Annotated in this window: 15 protein-coding genes; 9 read left to right on the forward strand and 6 right to left on the reverse strand. The window is 60.5% G+C overall.

Annotated elements, in window-relative coordinates:
• Positions 1-48 precede the first annotated feature (48 nt).
• The 3 genes from ACWICV_RS10520 (at position 49) to ACWICV_RS10530 (ending at position 2,522) form a co-directional block, all read left to right on the forward strand.
• A complete protein-coding gene (locus ACWICV_RS10520; RefSeq protein WP_400291463.1) occupies positions 49-1,134 on the forward strand; it encodes an App1 family protein in 1,086 nt (361 codons plus the stop codon).
• Positions 1,135-1,136: 2 nt separating this feature from the next.
• Positions 1,137-1,604 (forward strand): acyl-CoA thioesterase, encoded by a 468-nt coding sequence (locus ACWICV_RS10525; protein ID WP_105661618.1) that lies wholly within the window; start codon positions 1,137-1,139, stop codon positions 1,602-1,604.
• Between the two features lie 63 nt (positions 1,605-1,667).
• Complete coding sequence (locus ACWICV_RS10530; protein WP_105657336.1) at positions 1,668-2,522, forward strand: siderophore-interacting protein; 855 nt, start codon at positions 1,668-1,670, stop codon at positions 2,520-2,522.
• A 326-nt stretch (positions 2,523-2,848) separates the two neighbouring features.
• On the opposite strand, the gene ACWICV_RS10535 is transcribed toward ACWICV_RS10530, so the two are convergent.
• Together ACWICV_RS10535 and ACWICV_RS10540 are read right to left on the reverse strand one after the other, a co-directional pair.
• Entirely contained in the window at positions 2,849-3,694 is an 846-nt protein-coding gene (locus ACWICV_RS10535) for a DNA-3-methyladenine glycosylase family protein (protein WP_400291461.1), read from the reverse strand.
• A gap of 4 nt (positions 3,695-3,698) precedes the next feature.
• A complete protein-coding gene (locus tag ACWICV_RS10540; RefSeq protein ID WP_105657338.1) occupies positions 3,699-4,292 on the reverse strand; it encodes a DNA-3-methyladenine glycosylase I in 594 nt (197 codons plus the stop codon).
• Positions 4,293-4,373: 81 nt separating this feature from the next.
• On the opposite strand from ACWICV_RS10540, the gene ACWICV_RS10545 reads away from it, so the two are divergent.
• From ACWICV_RS10545 to ACWICV_RS10565, 5 genes are all read left to right on the forward strand, one after another.
• Positions 4,374-4,745, forward strand: a complete 372-nt coding sequence (locus tag ACWICV_RS10545; RefSeq protein ID WP_332487663.1) for an ArsR/SmtB family transcription factor — start codon at positions 4,374-4,376, stop codon at positions 4,743-4,745.
• A gap of 2 nt (positions 4,746-4,747) precedes the next feature.
• Positions 4,748-5,674 carry a cation diffusion facilitator family transporter gene (locus ACWICV_RS10550; RefSeq protein WP_332730885.1) on the forward strand — a complete coding sequence of 309 codons (927 nt, stop codon included), beginning with the start codon at positions 4,748-4,750 and terminating at the stop codon, positions 5,672-5,674.
• Between the two features lie 122 nt (positions 5,675-5,796).
• Positions 5,797-6,546 carry an ABC transporter ATP-binding protein gene (locus ACWICV_RS10555; protein WP_105657341.1) on the forward strand — a complete coding sequence of 250 codons (750 nt, stop codon included), beginning with the start codon at positions 5,797-5,799 and terminating at the stop codon, positions 6,544-6,546.
• 3 nt (positions 6,547-6,549) lie between these two features.
• The gene (locus ACWICV_RS10560) at positions 6,550-9,045 is read left to right on the forward strand and encodes an ABC transporter permease (protein WP_400291458.1); all 2,496 of its coding nucleotides are present in this window, start codon (positions 6,550-6,552) and stop codon (positions 9,043-9,045) included.
• A gap of 94 nt (positions 9,046-9,139) precedes the next feature.
• Positions 9,140-9,484, forward strand: a complete 345-nt coding sequence (locus ACWICV_RS10565; protein WP_400291457.1) for a DUF6176 family protein — start codon at positions 9,140-9,142, stop codon at positions 9,482-9,484.
• Positions 9,485-9,557: 73 nt separating this feature from the next.
• Here ACWICV_RS10565 and ACWICV_RS10570 read toward each other — a convergent pair whose 3' ends face one another.
• Genes ACWICV_RS10570 through ACWICV_RS10580 form a run of 3 tightly spaced genes read right to left on the reverse strand, consistent with a single transcriptional unit; the run spans position 9,558 to position 15,031 of the window.
• Positions 9,558-12,884 carry an ATP-binding protein gene (locus ACWICV_RS10570; protein ID WP_454090993.1) on the reverse strand — a complete coding sequence of 1,109 codons (3,327 nt, stop codon included), beginning with the start codon at positions 12,882-12,884 and terminating at the stop codon, positions 9,558-9,560.
• Positions 12,885-12,887: 3 nt separating this feature from the next.
• The gene (locus ACWICV_RS10575) at positions 12,888-13,574 is read right to left on the reverse strand and encodes a DUF4194 domain-containing protein (RefSeq protein WP_454090994.1); all 687 of its coding nucleotides are present in this window, start codon (positions 13,572-13,574) and stop codon (positions 12,888-12,890) included.
• Positions 13,571-15,031: a DUF3375 domain-containing protein gene (locus ACWICV_RS10580; protein ID WP_105661626.1), complete on the reverse strand. Its 1,461-nt coding sequence runs from the start codon at positions 15,029-15,031 to the stop codon at positions 13,571-13,573. Before ACWICV_RS10580 ends, ACWICV_RS10575 begins: the two co-directional genes overlap by 4 nt.
• A gap of 227 nt (positions 15,032-15,258) precedes the next feature.
• On the opposite strand from ACWICV_RS10580, the gene ACWICV_RS10585 reads away from it, so the two are divergent.
• Positions 15,259-16,515: a polysaccharide deacetylase family protein gene (locus tag ACWICV_RS10585; RefSeq protein ID WP_400291451.1), complete on the forward strand. Its 1,257-nt coding sequence runs from the start codon at positions 15,259-15,261 to the stop codon at positions 16,513-16,515.
• 21 nt (positions 16,516-16,536) lie between these two features.
• Here ACWICV_RS10585 and ACWICV_RS10590 read toward each other — a convergent pair whose 3' ends face one another.
• On the reverse strand, positions 16,537-19,992 hold the full coding sequence (locus ACWICV_RS10590) for a TM0106 family RecB-like putative nuclease (RefSeq protein WP_400291449.1): 3,456 nt from the start codon (positions 19,990-19,992) through the stop codon (positions 16,537-16,539).
• Between the last annotated feature and the right edge of the window lie 40 nt (positions 19,993-20,032).

A 20,032-nucleotide genomic window follows, 5' to 3' on the forward strand; every position in this document is an offset into this window, starting at 1 on the left:
AAGTTGTCGTTTTCCCGTGCTTGGCGGTCGACATGAAAGACTGGGGCTATGAGTCATATTTCGGCTGATGGCGATGCCCGGCATGTAGCTTCGCGAATGGAAGACGGAGTGCATCGTTGGCGTGCACGGCGCGCCCTGGCCATCGGCCACCAAGCGGTAATCCTTCCCTATGTGGGATATGGCTCTACCGGACCGAGCGGCGGCTGGATTCGCGTCTTCGCCCGCGTTGTGCTGGCCAAGCCCGGCGCCTTTGAAGACGGGCAGCACCAAGCCCAGGTCATTGCCGATGGCATTCGCGGTTTCCGCAATTTCATTTCCCCGATCCTTCCCGGCGGCAAGGTCAGCATTGACGTTGGCGACCAGCGCTTCGAGGTCCAGGCTGACCGTGGCGGCGTCATTGATGTGAAGCTGGTAGTCGACCTGCCCGCGGGCTGGAATGAGATCCGGCTTCATGCCCACAACGGCGATGCCGCGCAGGCGAAGATTCTCGTTATCGACCAGGCGCAGAAGTTCGGGGTGATCAGCGACGTGGATGACACCGTCGTGGTCACCGCGCTGCCGCGCCCCATGCTGGCGGCGTGGAACTCCTTTGTGCTCTCCGAGCATGCCCGCGTGGCGACCCCCGGGATGGCGGTGATGCTCCAGAAGGTGCTGCTTGAGCATCCGGGAGCTCCGACCATCTACCTTTCCACCGGCGCATGGAATGTCGCGCAGACCCTGCAGCGCTTCATCTCGCGCAACCTGTACCCGAAGGGGCCCTTGCTGCTCACCGACTGGGGGCCAACAGACCGTTCCTGGTTCCGCAGCGGAATGCAGCACAAGGTTGACCAGCTGCGCCGCCTGGCCGAAGAGTTCCCGCACATTTCGTGGGTGCTCATCGGCGATGACGGTCAGCATGATCCGGCCATTTATGCCGAGTTCGCGCGCCGCTATCCCGAATTGGTCCGGGCTATTGTGATCCGCCAGCTGACCCCTTCGGAAGCGGTGCTAGCCGGCGGACGTTCGCATGAGCTGCGCCGAACCACCCCCGGGGTGCGTTGGGTCTACGAGCCGGACGGAGCCCGGATCCTTCGGGAGCTGGCCAAGTTGGGGATCGTGGGCAATGACGGCGCAAACCTGCTGAAGGAAGATTAGCCATGGAAGAAAGCATCCTGCGGGTGCAGGTCCCTATGCGCTGGGGCGACATGGATGCTTACGGCCATGTCAACAATGTCAATCTGATCCGGTTAATGGAGGAAGCGCGAATCGCCGGCTTTGGCGTGCCCGGTGGCACCGGCGCGCCAGGCTCGCAGCCGCAGGCCGATATCTTCTCTGCAGTGCCTGCCGGAACCCAGATCCTCGTTGTCGAGCATCGGGTGCGGTATTCCCGCCCGTTGGAATACCGCAACGTGCCGGTCAATGTCGATCTCTGGGTTGCCAATGTCAAGCCTGCCAGCTTTGATATCTGCTACGAGTTCCGTGACCCGGTGGAGGACTATTTGTGCGTCAAGGCCTCCACTACGTTGGCTTATTTCGACCCGGTGTCCTCGCGGGTGCAGCGTTTGAGCCCCGGAGAACGCGCGGCGCTCAGTGCATATGAAGGTCCTCCGACCTTCCCGAAGTAACCACTTGCGCTCCCGTCAATTAGGATTGATCTATCTACCCTTATTAAGACAGGAAGTGATTTTGTGTCCCAGCCGGCTGGTGATCGCCCGCAAACTGGAGGCCGACCTGCGCGCCCCCAGGTCCTCCTGCAGGTCCTCAAGCGCGAGAATATCGCACCTCATCTGGTGCGGCTCACCCTTGGCGGTCCAGGCATCTGCGATTTCGCAGACAAGCCGGTGACCGACCGCTACGTTAAGTTCCTGTTCGCGAAGCCGGAACTGGGCCTTGAATTGCCTTATGACATGGAAGCGCTGCGTGAGCGGCTGGCTCCCGAGGATCTGCCGGTTCGCCGTACCTATACCGTGCGCCGCAGCGATATGCAGGCGGGAACCATCGAGGTCGATTTCGTGGTCCATGGCGATGAGGGCCTAGCAGGCCCTTGGGCGCGTGACGCGCAGATCGGCTCATCGATCTGCTTCTCGGGCCCGGGCGGAATGTTTGTCCCCAAGGATGAATTCGATTTCCACTTCTTTGCCGGAGATGAAACTGCCATTCCCGCCATTGCGGCCTCCTTGGAGTCCATGGCCCCGCAGATGCGGGGCCTGGTGGTCATCGAAGTTGCCGACGAGGCTGACGAAATGCAATTGCAGGCGCCGGCTGGCGTGGAAATTCGCTGGATTCACCGCGGTGCCGAATTCTCCCCTGAAACCACGATCCTGGAGTCCGTGGTCCGGGGGATTCCATGGCCCGAGGGCCGGGTGCAGGTCTTTGCCCACGGTGAGCGCGAAGTCATGAAGAAGCTGCGCGCATACTTCTATGACGAGCATGGCGTGGACCGCCGCGACATGTCGCTCTCTGCCTACTGGGCCTTTGGCCGTGCAGAAGATGCATTCCAGGCCGAGAAGCGTACGGAAGTTGGCAAGATCTTCGCCGACTAGTCTTTTGGCGCGGACAAAATCGAGCAAGTTAGAGCGACCTAAGGAATAAATTGAAAAATTACGCAAACAGGGCTTGACGTTATTACTAGTTCTTAGGATATGCTTATTCCAGAGCTTCTCCCGTGTGTGGTCGGGAGAAGCGTCAAGCTTGACCGATATTTATCGGCTAGTTCGCTGCTTGCCGGGGCTGCTCACCTCGAAGCAGCGAGCGGCGTAGCCGGCTTGAATAAGGGGAATGGAGAATCGGCTGACTTGCTCAGTCGGCCGATTCGTCGAAAAGGGAGCTTATCAGGATTGCACACCTTGATAAGCTCCCTTTCTCGTTGCTACAGCTTGGCGGCGTCGAAGGACCACAGCAGCAACGTGGCCAGGTAGCCCGCACCCTTCGGTGGAGGCGCCACAGCGACACCGCGATCATGAAGCTTGCTCATGGCTCGGCGAACTACCAGATCCGACTCCAGGAAGATCTCTGGATCCCGCAAACCCCGCAGGGCAAGGTAATTGCGCGTCCATGGCCCCACGCCGCGCAGCCCTTGGAGCTGCTCCAGGAATGCCGGCACGTCTCCGAGCAGGAACTTTCCACTGTGCTCGAACCATTCGGCTACCGCGTGCAGCGCCGTTGCCCGCGGCAACGGGCAGCGAATGATTGCGCGCAATTCCCCAGGCGTGCAGGCGGCCGTTGAGGCCGCTGTGGGGAAAGCCCGAAGGCCCGAGCCATGCTGCTGGCCCAATGCGCCGACGTAGCGCCCGCCGAGGGTCCGTGCCGCCGCCAAGGACACCTGCTGTCCAATGATCGTGGTGGCCAGGGCCTCGAAAGTATCCGGGTAGCTGATGAGCCGCAAGGAGGGGTAAGCCATCGCGAGCGGCTGGTAGCAAGGAAGGGCCTGGAGCGCTTCATAAGCAGCTGTGGTGTCTTGCTGCAGTCCAAGCCAATGGTTGATGATCTCCGTGAGGCGCGCAATGGATTCAGCCGGGGCGTCGTGGGTGAGCGATACGCCTGCAGGATCCAGGCTCAATGAAACTTCAACCAGGTTCCCGTCCAGCTGCAGGACGCGGTGCACCTGGGCCGCAGCGGCATCCAGCCGCTCCTGGGCAGGCAGTGAATGCAATTCCAGGACTGCCAGTGCGTGGCCGACGTCCAGAATTCCCGTTGCCGGTAGGCGCAGTTCCATGACCTCAGGCCCAAATGCCGGAAGTGCCGCGGCGGTGCGATCCGACCAGATGGGTATCGACCATGCCGATGGCTTCCATCAACGCGTACATGGTGGTCGGGCCCACGAACTTAAAACCCCGCTTCTTCAGCGCCTTGGCCAGTTCCTTGGACTCGGGGCTTTGCGTGGGTACTTCAGTGAAATTACGCGGAGCCGGGGTCTGTTCCGGCTTGAAGGACCACACGAAATCCGAGAGGCCGCCCTCTTCGCGCAGCATCAGGGTCGCTTCTGCGTTGGCGATCGTTGCGCGGATCTTGAGCCTATTGCGCACGATCCCGGCGTCTTCCATCAGGCGATTGAAATCGTCCTCGGTAAATAATGCGACCTTCTCGGGATTGAAGTGCTCGAAAGCGCGGCGGAACGACTCACGCTTGGAAAGGATGATGGCCCAGGACAGGCCTGACTGGAAGCACTCAAGGCTCAGCCGCTCGAAAAGTCCCTCTTCGGAGGTGATCGGCATGCCCCATTCGGCGTCGTAGTACGTGCGGAGCATGTCATTCGAGGCGGCCCAGCGAGGGCGCGCCAATCCGTCTTCGCCAACGATGAGATCTTCAGTCATATTTTCATCTTGCCATCCATCGCGATGCGCAGTTGGCCATGCAACGTTCCGTTTCGCGGCAAAGTCACCTATCATCGTTATATGGCGATAATAGAGTCAGATATCGATGCATCGGAAATCCGCAGCGGCAAGCTCCAGTTCGCTGCGCTCTTCCACGCGCTCGCTGACCCGGCGCGGCTGCTGATTCTGGACCATCTGCGCACCGGGGAGCATAAGGTCAGGGAACTGACCGAGCATTTGGGCCTTGCCCAAAGCACGGTCAGCGCGCATCTGTCCTGCCTGAAGGACACCGGCCTGGTGCACGTCCGAAGCCAGGGCCGGGCCAGCATCTACTCGCTGGGCCAGAGCGAAGCACTTGACGCATTGACCGCTGCCGCCTCGGCGCTTCTGCCGCAAGAGGCATCCCATCACCATTGGGAAGAAGCGCACAGCATGGATCCGAAGAAAGGCTGAACTTGGGACACGATCACTCTCACGGGCACTCCCATGATCATTCCGGAGCAAACCGAACCCGCCTGGCCTGGGCCTTCGCCATCACCGCTACAATCCTCGTCGCCGAGGTTGTTGGCGCTATCGTCACCAACTCGCTGGCCTTGCTGGTCGACGCAGCGCATATGCTGACCGATACCCTGGGGCTATTGCTGGCTCTGACCGCTGCCAACCTGATCATGCGCAAGCCAACGACCAAGCGCACCTGGGGATTCCGCCGCGCAGAAGTCCTCTCCGCCACCTTCCAATCGGCGTTGCTGCTGGCTGTGGGCATCTATGCGGCCATCGACGCCGTGCGGCGGCTCTTCACCCCTGCAGAGGTCCAACCGGAGGGACTGCTGGCCTTCGGCATCATCGGCCTATTGGGCAACGTCATCTCCATGTGGATCATTTCCGCCGGACGCAATAGCAACCTCAATATGCGTGCGGCTTTCCTGGAAGTAGTCAACGACGCGCTGGGCTCGGTTGCCGTTATCATCGCCGCGCTGGTTATCACCTACACCGGATGGATGCGCGCCGACTCCGTGGCAGCCCTGGTGATCAGCGCCCTGATCGTTCCCCGGGCCATGAAACTGCTGGGGGAAACCACCCACATCCTGCTCGAATCCACGCCTAGGGGCCTGGACCTGCTCGGGGTCAAAGCGCATTTGGAGGCATTGCCCGGGGTGATTGCGGTGCACGATCTGCACGCCAGCCAGATTGCCTCCAACCTTCCGGTGCTCACCGCCCATGTGGTGGTCGAGGACTCGATGTTCTCCGCTGGGGTAGCCGGTGGGCTGCTGCGGGATTTGCAGCAGTGCGTGGCAGATCATTTCACCGTGAGCGTTGAGCACTCGACCTTCCAGATTGAGCCGGCATCGCACCAGAAAACCGAACGCGAACATGGCTGCTAATCGGTAACCTGCGGGGGCAGAGCGTCCGCGAATTTGCTCATACCTTGGTATGACGCACCCACGGGAAACTAGGTCCTGATGGTGGATGCGGGTTTGGCTAGGCGCTTTGTAGTATTTCTAATATGACTTCTGAGACTCTGCCAAAAACCGAAAATGCGGTCGCTGCCCGCGGCTTGACCAAGACCTACGGGCATGACAGCACCCGGGTTGAGGCCCTTCGCGACGTAAACGTTTCCTTCGAACGATCCCGCTTCACCGCCATCATGGGCCCATCGGGCTCCGGAAAATCCACGCTGATGCACTGCCTGGCTGGACTTGATACCGCCGACTCCGGCGAAATCATCATCGGCGGCAAGAACCTGCTGGAGCTGAGCGATGACCAGCTGACCGAGATGCGCCGCGAGCAGATCGGCTTTGTCTTCCAGTCTTTCAACCTCGTGCCAACCATCACCGCCAAGGACAACATCCTGCTGCCATTGTCGCTGGCCGGCAAGAAGCACGATCGCGACTGGTTCAACACCGTCATCCAGGCGCTCGGCCTGGGCGACCGCCTGAACCACAAACCGCATGAACTTTCCGGCGGCCAGCAGCAACGTGTCGCGGTAGCCCGAGCACTGCTCACCCGGCCGGAAGTGGTCTTCGGCGACGAGCCGACCGGCAACCTCGACTCGCGTACCGGCGCCGAAGTGCTGTCCTTGATGCGCACGTCCACCCGTGAAATGGGCCAGACCATCATCATGGTCACCCACGACCCGGTGGCCGCGTCCTATGCAGACAATGTCTTGCTGATGAAGGACGGCACGATTGTCGGATCCATCCAGGAGCCAACCGTGGCTACCGTAACCGAGGCCCTGGCCTCCTTGGCGGAGTAAGCAATGCTGCACGTAGCACTTTCGAATATCAAGACCTATGCACGGCGATATATCGCCGTCATCCTGGCTGTGGCCATCGGCACCGCCTTTCTTGCCGCAACGCTTTCGGTGAACTCATCCACCCAGGCGACACTGAAGAATTCGCTCGGAGACGCCTACAAGAACGCCGATCTGGTCGCCTACCCCGATTGGGACCTGGTTCCCGGCGCCGAGGAGTTGACCGAGCTGAGCCTCAAGGACATCGCAGATGTCCGGAACCTGCCTGAAGTTTCCACCGCCTATGGCCTGGCCTACGCCGATGGCCTGCTGCGCACGGCGGACAACAGCTACGGCGTGTCCGCACAGCCAGTAAATCCCGACCAGGGGCTGGGCGGCATGGAATTAATTGAGGGCCGGGCGCCCCAAGGTTCCAACGAAATCATCATCGATGCTTCCCATGCCAAGGAAATGGGCGTGTCCATCGGGGACGTCGTGGCTCTGGAAAATGGCGCGATCTCGCCGGCGAACTACAACATCGTGGGCATCCAGCGCTCGACCACCAACCCGCGGACCTCGGCCTACGCCTTGGCCGGCATGAGCGAGAAAGCGTGGCAGCACTTTTCCGGCGGCCAAGCGCTGATCACCGAAATCGTGGTCAATGGCGACGGCTCCGACGAGTCATTGAAGGCAGAGCTGGAGAAGCTGTTTACCGGCAAGAAGATGGCTGACATGGCGGTGGTGACCGCCGATGAGAAGGTCTTGAACGAAGTCGCCCAGTTCACCGGAGGCACCGACCAACTCAGCGTGATCCTGCTGGTCTTCGCACTGATTGCACTGGTGGTCACCGGGCTGGTTGTGGTCAATACCTTTGCCGTAGTCATTGCCCAGCGCACCCGCGAACTGGCACTGCTGCGCATCCTGGGCGCCAAGCGCAAGCAGATTCGAAGCTCGGTGCTCATCGAAGCACTGCTCATTGGCATTCTTGCCTCGATTCTCGGTGTCTTGCTAGCCGTCGCACTGATGGCGGGCCTGATCCAGCTGCTGCACGTGATGGTGCCGGAGATGTCCTATGCGGCGTTGGCCCTGACCCCGCAGGGATTGGCCATCCCAATTCTCGTCGGCGTGCTGATGACTGTGTTCGCAGCGAGCCTGCCGGCTCGACGGGCGATGAAACTCGCACCGCTGGCGGCCTTGCGCCCCTTCGACGCTGCCAGCGTGAAGAACCGTGCCGGCAAAGCCCGGATCATCTTCGGATCGCTGTTCGTCGTGGCCGGCGCCAGCTTGCTGGCCTACGGCGCGATCCAGGGGGATCTGGTAGTCGCCTTCCTGGGCGGCCTGGTTTCCTTCCCGGGGATCCTGATGCTGGCTTCGCTGTTCGTGCCGAGCAGCGTTTCCGGGATCGGCAAGGCCGTGGCTGGCAAATCGACGGCGGGAAAGCTCGCGGCCCTGAACGCCGTGCGCAACCCGGGCCGAACCACCGCGACGGCAACGGCACTGCTGATCGGGGTGACCTTGGTGTCCATGATCATGGTCGGCGGCCAGACCGCCAAGGCCAGCTTGAACAACGCTGTGGCCGCAGAATTCCCGGTCGACATGATGGTCTCCTTCTATGACCGCCAAGTTTCAGGCGCCGAGACCAAGAACATGCTTGAGCAAATCAATGGCGTGGACGGGATTACCGCCAGCTCCAGCTTCACCTCCGGATATGCGGATGTGGACATGGGGACCGATGAAATGTTCAACGCCGAGATCATGTCCGTTGATCCCACGAGCTTCGCTGACGTTGCACTGGACCCGAATATCGTGCCGGCAGATGGCGAAATCGTCTATGTGCTGGGTAGTCCCGAAAATCCGACGATGGAAGTTGGCGGGCAAACGCTGGCAGTGAAGAATTCCGAGGCCATGCTCTCAGGAAATATCGTCACCGAGCAGACTTTCAGCAAGCTGGAAATCGATGAAGCCAATCAGTACTCGGGGATCCTGATCAAGGTGGATTCCGACGTCAACGCAGCGAGCGTCAACGAACTGGTCACCAAGGTTTCTGCCATCACCGGCGTTGAATCATCAATGATCAATGGCGGTGTGGTGATGAAGTCGATGTTCTCCCAGATCATTGACGTGCTGCTGATGATTGTCTCTGCCTTGCTGGCAGTGGCCGTGCTGATCGCCCTGATCGGCGTAGCCAACACGCTCAGCCTCTCGATCCTGGAACGCACCCGGGAGAATTCCCTGCTTCGTGCCCTGGGCCTGAAGAAGAAGCAGCTGCGCGGCATGCTGGCAACCGAAGCGGTACTGATTGGCGGCGTTGCAGCCCTGCTCGGCTTGGTGCTGGGCGTGGCCTATGGCCTGCTTGGAGCCCGCTCGGCACTCGCGTCCATGGGAACGATGACCTACGAGATCCCATGGTGGCAGCTCGCACTGGTCCTGCTGATCAGCATCGTGGCAGCGCTCTTGGCATCGGTGACTCCGGGCCGCCGCGCCGCAAAGTTGTCGCCGGTTGAAGGATTGGCCGTCGAATAGCCGGTAGCCAGCCAAAGACAGTGGTCCTGAAAGCCAAGGCTTTCAGGACCACTGTCTTTTCCGCAGGTGCGGCTCAAGCCCATAGGCTGTAGACATGAAAATTGAACTCACTCGATTCCGAGTTCTGCCAGGCAAATCAGCGCTAGCTGATGAATGGCTGGAATTCCTGAACAGCAATATGCCCGCGGTGCTTGAAACCCTGGAAGGCGAAAAGATATACGTGGAGACGATCTTCAGCGAAACCCTGGATGGCGTCGACTACCTCTACTGGTACAGCATCCAAGGCGAGGGCGGTGCCGCGGTGCAGGACTCTGCACATGAAATCGACAAGGTGCACCTCAGGTATTGGAAGCAGTGCATCGATCCAGGCTTCGCACCCCAAGAGCTGTCCCCGCGGGTGGTCATGATCCCTGAACGCGTGCAGCGCAGCATGGTCTAGAGGCGAAGCACCAAAGCACGAAGTCCAGAACTCGCTATGGCGAATTCTGGACCTCGTGCCTTGTTCTGGATGTTCAGCTGCGCAGGGTAATCGTTGTGGCCATGGCCGGGGAACGGCCGGTGGTCACGAAGCCTGAGATATTGGAGCCAGGGTGCTTGATGATATCCGTGATGGATCCCAGATGGCGGCTCAAATCGATCTTGTCCTCGGGGGCCGCGAGCACCAGATGGAAACCGAACTCCTGCAACGCGCGTATGCCTGCCGCTGCATATTCGGAGTTGGCTTGAATGAACGCCTCGTCGATCATTACCGTGCCGTAGGAAGTGAACCCGGCTGAAGCGAAGCCCAGCTGGTAGGCCAGGGCAGCACCCATGATGAAGGATGTGAAGCGCTGGCCTTCGCCGCCGGAGAGCGTCCCGGGTTCCAAGCCGGTCTCAATCTCCCCATTGGGCTTGTGCTCATTGCAGCTGATCATCACATGCTGGCGGACATCGAGCACGGTCGAACGCCATGAAGCCATCGCCGGGTCGCTGAGTGCGGTAACCAGTGCCTCCAGCGCTTGGTAGGAGCTGGCCAAGGTGGATTCGTCCTTGGTGGTGTAAGCCTCCTGCAATGCGTCCTTCAGGTCCTTGCGGAAGGTACCGGCCTCAACTGGAATCGCATTTACTGCTTCCAAGCGAAGGACCGACCCATGCTCGAAAGTCACCTCTGCCAGAATCTGGTTCAGCGGCTTGATGCGTTCGGAGATCATCCGGCGCTCTTCATCCAGCAACTGCAAGAGGTCGCTGAAGCGTTCATAGGAACGGTTCGCGAAGTATTCGCGGAACTGCGCCTCATGGTGCGGCAGGCCGTCGGCCACGATCTGGTCGTGCAGCTGCGCGTAGTGCTCAGCTGCTTCAGCGGTGGTGCCATGGGTCTGCGCGTGCGAGGTGCCGAATTCTCGGGCAAAACGACGGAAGGTTTCGCTCAGCGCGCCACCGATTTCCTGGCGCTGCGACTGCAAGGAGTTGACCTGGCTGCCCAACTGGAGCTTGACCTCGGCAAAGGCTTCGCTGATTTGTTCACTGGCAGGGCAGTTCCCTGCAATCACTTGCTGGAGAACCGGGCCAAGCAGCTGATGCTGGCGCAGCGCGGACGGGATGCTCTGCTCCCATCCGGTCCCCAAGTCATCGCTGGTGGACAGGATCTGCTGCGCACGCTGCACCTGCAAGCCAAGATCTGCAATGCGTGAACGAACCAGTGCGAGGTCCCCGACCAGGGTTTCTGCCTCGGCCTTCGCCGTTTCGATTTGCTGGCGAACCCGGGAGGAATCCCCGGACAATGCCAAGGCATCGCCGAGCTTCTGCTCGCTGCGGCGCAACGCTTCCAGTGCCTCGGACGCGTCGAACTGGCCAAAAGTCCGCTCATCGGCAATGAGGGCCTGCAAGAGCTGGGTTTTGGCCACGATCTTGTTCTTCGCCGCACTGCGTTCATCGGCAGCCTGGTGGGCCTGGACGATTTTCTCATCCAACCGTGCCGCTTTGGACTGCAACTCGGCAATCTTCGACTCGTTGGTGAAGCCCAGCAGGTACTCGGAAGCAGGCAACGTGCGGGTATCGCGCTCGAAGCTTCCGGTTCCTGATTTGATGGTGCCGGCCGGGGTTATCGCCTTGGGGTGCACATGCATGGCTGCATCGTTCTCAACACAGGCCAATGGGTAGTCGGCGGTGATCTTCGCCTTCAGCCAGGCCCCGGCTTCGCCGGGCGCGAAGTCCAGCTTGGCCACCAGGTCTGCCGGGCCGGCTTCAGCGGTGCGCGGCGGCTGGGAAATGTCGCTCCACCGCACGCGGCCCAAGCCGTCGAGTTGATCAATGGCGTGGGTGACTTGGGTGAGCAGCTCCCCGGGAACCAGCAGGGTGCGGGCCAAGGAGTGCAAGGCCTTTTCAGCGGCCAAACGCCAGGTACCGGCATCGGCCGAGACATCCATGAGCTCGCCAGCGAACGGAAGCTGTTCTTCCTTGAGCGAGCAGGCCGAAGCGATGGCTCGGCGGGCGGCTATCGAACGGTCATCGATATTGCTGGCCCGGCGCTGGTAGGAGCGGATCTGGTCAGCCAACGTTTCTGCGCGCTTGCGCAGGTTGACCAAGGTGGCCATGGCCTCGTACTCAACGGTCTGGGCATCATGCGTAATCGTGCTGAGCTGCTGCAAGGTACGTGCCGCGTTGGCCCGCAGCTCATCCAGGCCGGTGGCTGAGAATTCGAAGGCCAAGCCAGCATCCGAGGCCTGCTGCTGCAGGGTCCGGATGGCGTTCTCCTTCTCGCTCAACGCCTTGCGAGCCACATCGGCCTCGCGCTCCAGCAGCATCAGGGAAGCAGAGCCTGCAGAGTCGTGGGCAGCCTCCAGCGACGCCAGCTGGTCATCGAGCTTTTCCTTGCGCTGCCGCAGCTCGGCCTCTTCGGCCTTGAGCTTGGCTAGCTCCGATTCGTGGGAGTTCAGGTCATTGCGCAGCACCAGCTGGCGGACCTGGGTTTCCAGGGTGTGCACGTCGCTTTCCAGCAATTGCCGGGCGGTGGCGATCTGTCCAGCCAAGGAACGGTAGGCCTGATCCTGCTCCGGCACCTGCGCGAGCACGTCACGCTGGGCGCGGGCGGTATCCAGCTGGCGGTAGATGCCACGCAAATGGGCAAAGTCTTCCACTGCTGCGGACGCGGCCTTCAACGTGGCTGGTTCTTCCAGCACTTCGTGGCGGAAGAACTGGTTGACGCCCTTGGCCAGGCCCTTGCCATTTTGCAAGGTGCGCAACAGGGCAAAGGCCTTATCGCTTTCGACGCCTAAACGGCGGCGCAATCGCTCAATGAACGCCTTGTGGGTATCGAATGCCTCGCTCGGTGCCAGGGCCTTGGACAGCGAGGACACGGTGAAGCGGCGCGGGCCGTGGTTTTCCAGCTCCGCAATATTGACCTTGCCTTCGCACAACAGATAGTGCTTGGAGACCTGTCCTTCCAGGCCGGCATCGGGCAGATCGAAGACCGCGCCGGCTGTAACGGTGTTGCCCATGCCATCGTCGTAGCTGAGCACGATGGCGCTCCACGTCGCGCCGGGGCGCTGGTAGACAGTGCCGGCGCTGGTTTTGAACTTGCGCCCGCGCATGTAGGAGAACGTGGTGCGGCGGTCCTCGCGGGTGGCCGCGTCATTGGCCGATTCGTTCAGGCGGGGCGTTGCGAAGAAGACGTGGCCCATCGCATCGAACAAGGTGGATTTGCCCACGCCCGGATGGCCGGTGACCAAGGTGCCGGCGCGGTCCACGGCCAGATCATGCAAGCCGTGGAAGGTTCCCCAGTTAACTATTTGTACCCGGCTCAGACGATGCTGGCCTGGGTTGAGTGCCCCGCCCAGCGGGAGAGTCATTTCAATGCTCATCGGTTACTCCTGCACCAACTCGGGGGTCTGCTCTGCGAGGTCATCAGCTTCTTCGGCTCCCAGGCTGAAAGCTGGATCATTAGCGTTGATTGCCGCGATGTAGCGTGGTATGTCCTGGATATTGGTGATCGGCAGCGACATCGCCAGGGCCGGGGAAATGCGGAACTCGTTCTCCAGCTCGGTGCCGGCCAGCAGGCGCAGAGCCTGCAGGCGGGTGACCGCAGCTTCGCAGGATTCGGCAAAGCGCTTGTCATCGCGGTCTGAGGTCTGGCGGTGCTCGGCCAGGATCTCGTGCATGCCCGCACGCGAAATCACGGCATCGCTGCCGCTGCCCGAATGCTGTTCGAGCAACAGCCGCAGCCGCAGTGCGAGCAGGGTTTCATCACGCTTCAGCGGACGGCGCGGAGCGATAGGGGAAGTGTGGACCTGTTCAATCTGGACGGGGGCAAGCATGGCGATCTTGCGGTCCATGTCCAGCTGCAGTGCCAAGAAGATCTCGGAGAAGTAATCGCTGATGCTCTGCTGCTGGTCCAGCAGCAGCTGCCAAGCCGAGGCATCGATGGACCCATCAAGGTACGGGCCGCGCAACAACCGGACCAGCAGCTGGCGCAGCGGCAGCGGGAACTTCCCGGTATCGCCCTCGAACAAGGGTTCGGTGATCGGTGCGGCGTATGAATCGCTCTTGGTCATAGCGGCTCCTTCGTAAAGCTTAACGCGGGCAGGATTGCGGTTCGCATCGAACCATCGAGTTGCTGGAAATGGATGCTGAGCAGATCGCTCTCGTTCAGCGATTCGCCATTGGTGCGCCCGATTTCCACGAGGGCACGAATGGAATTCAAGTGCCGCTGCTCGGCATCCAAGGATTCGAAGACTTCATCCAACCGAATCGAACCGGAACTGGACTGGCCCAGATGCCGGGTGATCGATGCACGCAGCAATGGCATGTCCGCCTGGGGCGTCGAGGGATTTCGTACAATGTCGGCTTCGCTGAATTCTGGCGCTTGAGCCAGCGGAGGCGGAGCCACATGCTCGGATGGGTCGTAGATTCCAAGACCGGAAAGGGTGACGAACTGCGGAGCGAAGAGCTCCATCGGGGCCAAGCCGCTGCGGGGTTTCAGGCTCGTGGATTTGCTGATCGCCAGTTCAGCTTCGCGGACCGCTTGGCGCAATAGCTCGGCCTGCTTGTAGTCCTCGGACTGCACGAATGCGTGCAGGGATTCAGAGAGCTTGCCATAGGAGGCATGGACTTCAGCTGCCTGGCGGCGCAATTCACGCAACAGGTTAGTGAGGATCTGGCGTTCGGGCGTTTCCAGATCATCTACGAAGTCGCGGTCCAGGACTTCGGCCAATGCGGCGCGGAAACGCTGCTGCGCTTCCGGGGAGTTCAGGAATTCAGTGAATCCGCTGAAGGTTTCGCCTTCGGCAGTGGAACGCAACTGACGGTCAGCTTCAAGAACCTGGCCCACAGCTACGCCCTTGGCTGTGGAGGCATCCAGAATGCCTTCACGCAATGAATGGAGCATATCCTGGACGCCGTCGCGCATGCGTCGGAAATCTGCTGGCAAACTCGATGCCAGATCGAGTACGGAACGTGTTGCCGACAAGGCGGTCGTGCGAGAAAGCACCGCCGGGTCATCCCCGCTGCGCAGCTGGTCGATTTGGGCTTGACGCAGCGCGATCTGGGATTCGAGGGCACGGATACGTGCTTCGGGATCCGGATCGGTTTCGTGGGCCAGCGATTCCAGGGAAGAAAGCAACGTGTTCAGGCGAGACGAGTTCAAATGCGAATCGTCGGTGGAAAAATCCGCCAGGTAGCGCAGGGTGCGCAGGGTCTGCGCACTGGGTTCATACACGAAGCGCCCATCAATCAGCGGACGAGCCAGAATTCCCTGTTTGACCCATGTTTCGGCGAAATCCTGGGCCGAATACGAGGCGGGAATCTGGTCATCGCTTTTGCGCGCTTGCTTCAGGAAGGAATCCAAGGAGGCATGGAAAAGTTCCAATGCGATCCGTGAACGGTCTGCGGTGAACTCTGCGCGGATGAAGGCCACAGCCCACGGCTGGGCGGTCAGAAGCCGATACGCTGCCGAGCTTTTGAACTGCTGGGACTGAAGCCACAAACTATTCGCGCGGTGCGAGGGCTGCATGTACTTCCTTGATCTTTGGGACGCCTAACCAATCAATTCTAAATCATTGGACTCCTTCCAAAATGTGAGCTCCCTAAAAGCTGAATGTTAGACATCGCTCAAGTTCGGTAATTCATCCTGAAAGGGTGTTGCCTCCAGCGCTACCTGTGTAGGGTCGAAATAACCAGATGACAACTCGTTTTCTTCCGGCCTGGCGGGCACGGTGGAGGTCACGGAGGTCGCAGCCATTGAAGAACCCACGATTGGTGATTTCGCTCGGGTTGGCGCTGGGCCTTGCCGGGTGCAGTGCTGCACAGGAGCCGCCAACGCCGGCCCCGGATCCTGCTGCCGTTGAAAGGGCTGAGCAGGAAGAAGCACGAGTGGACGGCGTGAGAGCCGAGATCAACCGGCTAGCTGACGGATACGACTATGACGCGGCGATTAAACTTGCCAAGAAAGACAGCGCCGAACAACTGAACCAGATGGCCAGCGGCCTAGAGGAAGAGAAAGGGCAGGTTTCAGCTTGGGAAGAGCCGAACAACATACCTCACCTGTTCTTCCATTCGCTGATTGTCGATCCCGGCAGGGCCTTTGACGAAGGCAGCAGTTCTCAGGGGTACGCCGACTACATGGTGACCCAGAAGGAATTTGCAGCCATCCTCGACGAGCTGTATGCGCGTGATTATGTCCTGGTCAACCCGGAAGATTTCGCCTCGCTCGACGAACAGGGGCAGATGGAGTATCGGGATATCATGCTGCCCCAGGGCAAGAAGCCAGTGGTGCTGTCCATCGATGACCTGAGCTATTACGAATACATGGAAGGTGATGGCTTCGCCAGCAAGCTGGTGCTGGATAAGGACGGCAAGGTCCGCAACGAATACGTCGATGCGGAGGGAAAAACGCAGGTTGGCGCTTTTGACGTGACCACGATGGTCGATGACTTCGTAGCGGCACATCCCGATTTCACGTATCGGGACGCTCGCGGCCTGATCGCAATGACCGGATACAACGGCGCATTCGGCTACCGCACCTCTGCCAGCCAGTATCCCCAGAGCAAGACTTTGGAAGCTGACCAGAAGAAGGCTGCGGAGATCGCAGAAGCGATGAAGAACAGCGGTTGGGTTTTCGCGTCCCATTCGTGGGGGCACATTGCCACTGGGACGGTCAGCATGGATCGGATCAAGCGGGACACCAAACTGTGGAAAGCCGAAGTTGAACCGATCGTGGGAAAAACCGGGCACTACATCTATCCTTTTGGATCGGATATTGCCCGGACCCAGCGCTACGCGGGGGAACGGTACCAGTTCTTCAAGGACCAGGGGTTCGATTACTTCTACGGCGTTGACGGTACGACTCGCACATGGATGCAGCAGGGTGATGAGTACCAGCGGCAGATGCGCATCAATGTGGATGGGTTGCAGTTCGCCAAGGAACTGCGCGGTGACCGGCCAGTCCTGGGAAGTTTCTTCAAAGTCGAGGATGTGATTGACCCGGCGCGCGAATGACCGGGCCAATCCAACATCAAGCTACAAAGCCATGAATGCACCGAGCTGCGAGAGCGCCGATGGGTTGGAAGGCAGATAATCGGTGAGCCTTTCGCTGCGCACGATGATGGCCTTCCATTGGCCGCGGGAAATCGCAACGTTGATGCGATTGCGGTTAAGCAGGAATTCGATGCCACGCGATGCATCGGTGGCGCTGGAACATGCCATGGTCATCAGCACAACTGGTGCTTCCTGTCCCTGGAACTTGTCAACCGTTCCCACCTTGACCGCCGATAGGCCTTCAGCTTCGAGGACATCGCGCACCAGATTTACCTGGGCATTGTAGGCAGCAACTACCAGGATGTCAGCGGCGCCCAATGGACGGGCAGGCATGCCTGCCCCCGGACTCCACATCATCCCCAGATGCTCGCGGACCAATCGGACAATAGCCCCGGCTTCTTCGGCGCTGCTGACCGTGTTGCCTCGATGTTCAACGAACACCGTCTCGACCCCGGCCGGTGTGCCTTCGAGCTGCCGCAACCCGGCGGCGTCTGCCGAGAACAGCTGGTGGTCATAGCTCAATGCCGAAACCTTGGCGCAAAGCGCTGGATGCATTCGCCATGAAGCTGCCAGGAAGTACCCTAATTCGGCTGGCAGCACGGGTTCGCCGCCGGAAAGCCAGCCGAGCGCCGATTCGTCCACCGGCTGCGGATGAGTGCCCTGGGTGACCTGGGGCAACTGCTGGGGATCACCGAGCAGCAGCAAATTGCGGGCTGCTCGTGAAACCGCCAAGGTATTGGCCAGTGAGAACTGCCCGGCCTCATCGATCACCAGCAAATCCAGGCTATCCGCGGGGACTTTCGAACCGGTCAGCGTCCAGGCAGTACCGCCAATGAGCCCGCCGCCCGATGCGTGAAGAACTTCAGTCAAGGAATCCTTGGACGTGCCAGCCCAGGGGACCGGATCATCGTGCTTGACTTCCTTAGCTACTGCCTCGGGATCGACCCCGGCCTCCACCGCTTTTCGCAGGACGTTTTCGACCACTGCATGGGACTGGGCAACCACACCAATCTTCCATCCGTAATCAACGAGTTCACGGATCACATGCGAAGCGACGAAGGTCTTGCCGGTCCCCGGAGGGCCTTGTACCGCAAGATAGGAATTATCAAGATCCTTCAACGTCTCGACCACGGCAGGATAGATCTGCGCCTGTCCATCAACCAGGGCTGGATCCACCGGTGCCGCAAGGGTTTTCAGGCGTGGCGGAATCCGCCGCAGGATGTCGATGCCCGGCCGTTCCGGAAGCACCGGTACGGTGGAGCCCACCCGCTGGGCGATCTCCTTGAGCGCTGCATCGATGCTCATCGTCGCCAACGGCTTATCCGGAGCCAATGCGCATGGATGGGCACCGTAGGCAGGGATCTTGCCGCTGGTTTTCTCCGCAATGGTAATCCAGCCCGGACCGAGCTCGACTACGGTGGCGTTGAATGCGCCGCCGCGCACGGAGTCGTCAACGGCCATGCCTTCAGGCAACGGAGCATCAAACATGGCGAACACTGATGAGCCGGGGGAGAGCAGGGATCCTTCCGCCAAGGTTCCCTGCAATCTCGTCACGCGCGTAGAGGTGCGCGCCCGAGGGGTGGCCTTATGCCAATCCTCGAGTACTTCCGCAGTGTCCACAATGAACACTCCCCGGGCGTCGCTCCAATCATCCATTGGCGCGGACAAGCGGTCGTAGTGTTCCCACCAGAATTGCTTCTTTTCACGACGGTTGTAACCGGTCGCAGCGGCGACCATCGCGATCGCGCGGTCATCGTTGCTCAGCGCGTGGGCGTGGGGAAGCTGCGCAAGGTAGTTTTGCAGCCTAAGCTCTTCGGCGGTGGGCTCGTATTCGTCTGCGGCCGGGCCTGGCTCAGGCATATCCGGCAGGGTGCCAGGCGCCTCATCGCTGAGCGAAAGCAGCCAATCCCGCAAGCGCAAAGTGGAAAGGCAGTCGTACTCGTTGTAATCGGCAATCGACTCGAGGATCGCTTCAGCGGCCCCGTCGTTCTTCGAATCCCGCGCCTGCATGTACTGGGCATAGGCGACCACCGATGCTCCGGCATCGGTGACATCCCCGGAGCGAAGGTGCTCTCCCATGTACAACGGTTCAAGCTTCTTGATGGAGTATGAGCGGGTGGAAACCACCAGGGCGTTACGCACGGTCTCGTAGAGATCGACAAGCAGGTTCTCACGCAGCCACTGGTCGACTTCGTCCTCACCGGCAATATGCACCTGCGAGAGCTTGCGCAGGGCAGTTTTCTCATAGGGCGCATAGTGGTAGACCTTCATGCGCGGGAACCGCTGGCGGCGTTCTTCGACATAGGCAATGAAGTCCAGGAAGGCTTGGCGTTCTTCGGCGCGGCTATGCGCCCAGAAGGGTTTGAACACCGGCACCCCGGTGTCATATTCGATGACGCCGAAGAGGTATTCCAGGCCCCAGGAGCCGTCGGAAGGTTCCTGGTAGAGCGGGTCGCCCTCGAAATCGAAGAAGATGTCGCCTTGATCAGGCCGCGGCAGCGAAGAGATCGGGCCTTCGTTCTTCACCCGGTAGGAGACGCCGTGGACCATGCCATCGCTCTGGGCCAGCCCCAGCTGCATTCTGGCCTGCTCCGCGGCACGGTGCAGCGAGGTGCCTGGTTCAGCTTCTAGCTCGGCGAGCTGGTCAATTGTGGAAATGCCGCGGGCGCGAAGTTTTTCTCGCTGCACCATGGACATGCCAGCGACCAATAGCAGGTCGCGGGTTTCCTGGGCCTGCTCTTCGCAATAATCGCAACGGCCGCATAAGCGCAGTTCATCGGAGTTCCACCGAACTGGCTGGTTGGCCGCACGGTGTTCCTGCACCATCGTCACGAATCGTTCACGCTGGGCCCGGAAGACTGGCAGCACTTCATCAACCCGATGCACCGAATGCGTCCCGTCGCCGAGGACCAGCGTTGCCGAGGTGGACACGGGGAGCCCCTCTGCCAGCATCTGATCCGCGTAGGCTGCGATCTGGAGCAGTGCACTGACCCTCGCATGGCGGGCGAGCTTGGTATCCCATACGGCCCAGGTTCCGTCCTCCTGGCGGACCAGGAAGTCGGCAAAGCCAATGAAAGCCCCATCGAAGAAGGTTGCCTGGAAAATGACATCGGCGCCGTTGCGAAGCACGTGCATGGTCGCCTCGTGGGCTGCCCGAAGACCGGCCGCAGACATCTGCGGGCGATCAGTGAATTGCTTGACGCCTGTTCCCGTCGCCGGGTCGTATTCGCCATAGGCAGCTATCAGGTCTTTGAGGACGTTCTGCTCATGGGCGTCGCCGAGCACCGCTGTTCGTTCCAGCATCTCGTCTCGTGCCTTGCCAGGCTTGGGACGCAGGCCGAGTTTCACGTCCAGCAGGTACAGGGACTGGTAATTGCAGTCAACGGAGACTGACAGGTCACTCGCTGAGAAGATGAACGCATCATCTAGAAAGAACACGGGGCCTGGGCCTTTCGTTGACTTGTTTCCTACCTAGTCA

The organism is Glutamicibacter sp. NPDC055354, from assembly GCF_053644955.1.

Bases quoted from the DNA above. Each gene is read 5' to 3' on its own strand.
- ACWICV_RS10520 (WP_400291463.1), top strand. From the start codon at position 49: ATGAGTCATATTTCGGCTGATGGCGATGCCCGGCATGTAGCTTCGCGA.
- ACWICV_RS10525 (WP_105661618.1), top strand. From the start codon at position 1,137: ATGGAAGAAAGCATCCTGCGGGTGCAGGTCCCTATGCGCTGGGGCGAC.
- ACWICV_RS10535 (WP_400291461.1), bottom strand. From the start codon at position 3,694: ATGGAACTGCGCCTACCGGCAACGGGAATTCTGGACGTCGGCCACGCA.
- ACWICV_RS10540 (WP_105657338.1), bottom strand. From the start codon at position 4,292: ATGACTGAAGATCTCATCGTTGGCGAAGACGGATTGGCGCGCCCTCGC.
- ACWICV_RS10545 (WP_332487663.1), top strand. From the start codon at position 4,374: ATGGCGATAATAGAGTCAGATATCGATGCATCGGAAATCCGCAGCGGC.
- ACWICV_RS10555 (WP_105657341.1), top strand. From the start codon at position 5,797: ATGACTTCTGAGACTCTGCCAAAAACCGAAAATGCGGTCGCTGCCCGC.
- ACWICV_RS10560 (WP_400291458.1), top strand. From the start codon at position 6,550: ATGCTGCACGTAGCACTTTCGAATATCAAGACCTATGCACGGCGATAT.
- ACWICV_RS10565 (WP_400291457.1), top strand. From the start codon at position 9,140: ATGAAAATTGAACTCACTCGATTCCGAGTTCTGCCAGGCAAATCAGCG.
- ACWICV_RS10570 (WP_454090993.1), bottom strand. From the start codon at position 12,884: ATGAGCATTGAAATGACTCTCCCGCTGGGCGGGGCACTCAACCCAGGC.
- ACWICV_RS10575 (WP_454090994.1), bottom strand. From the start codon at position 13,574: ATGACCAAGAGCGATTCATACGCCGCACCGATCACCGAACCCTTGTTC.
- ACWICV_RS10580 (WP_105661626.1), bottom strand. From the start codon at position 15,031: ATGCAGCCCTCGCACCGCGCGAATAGTTTGTGGCTTCAGTCCCAGCAG.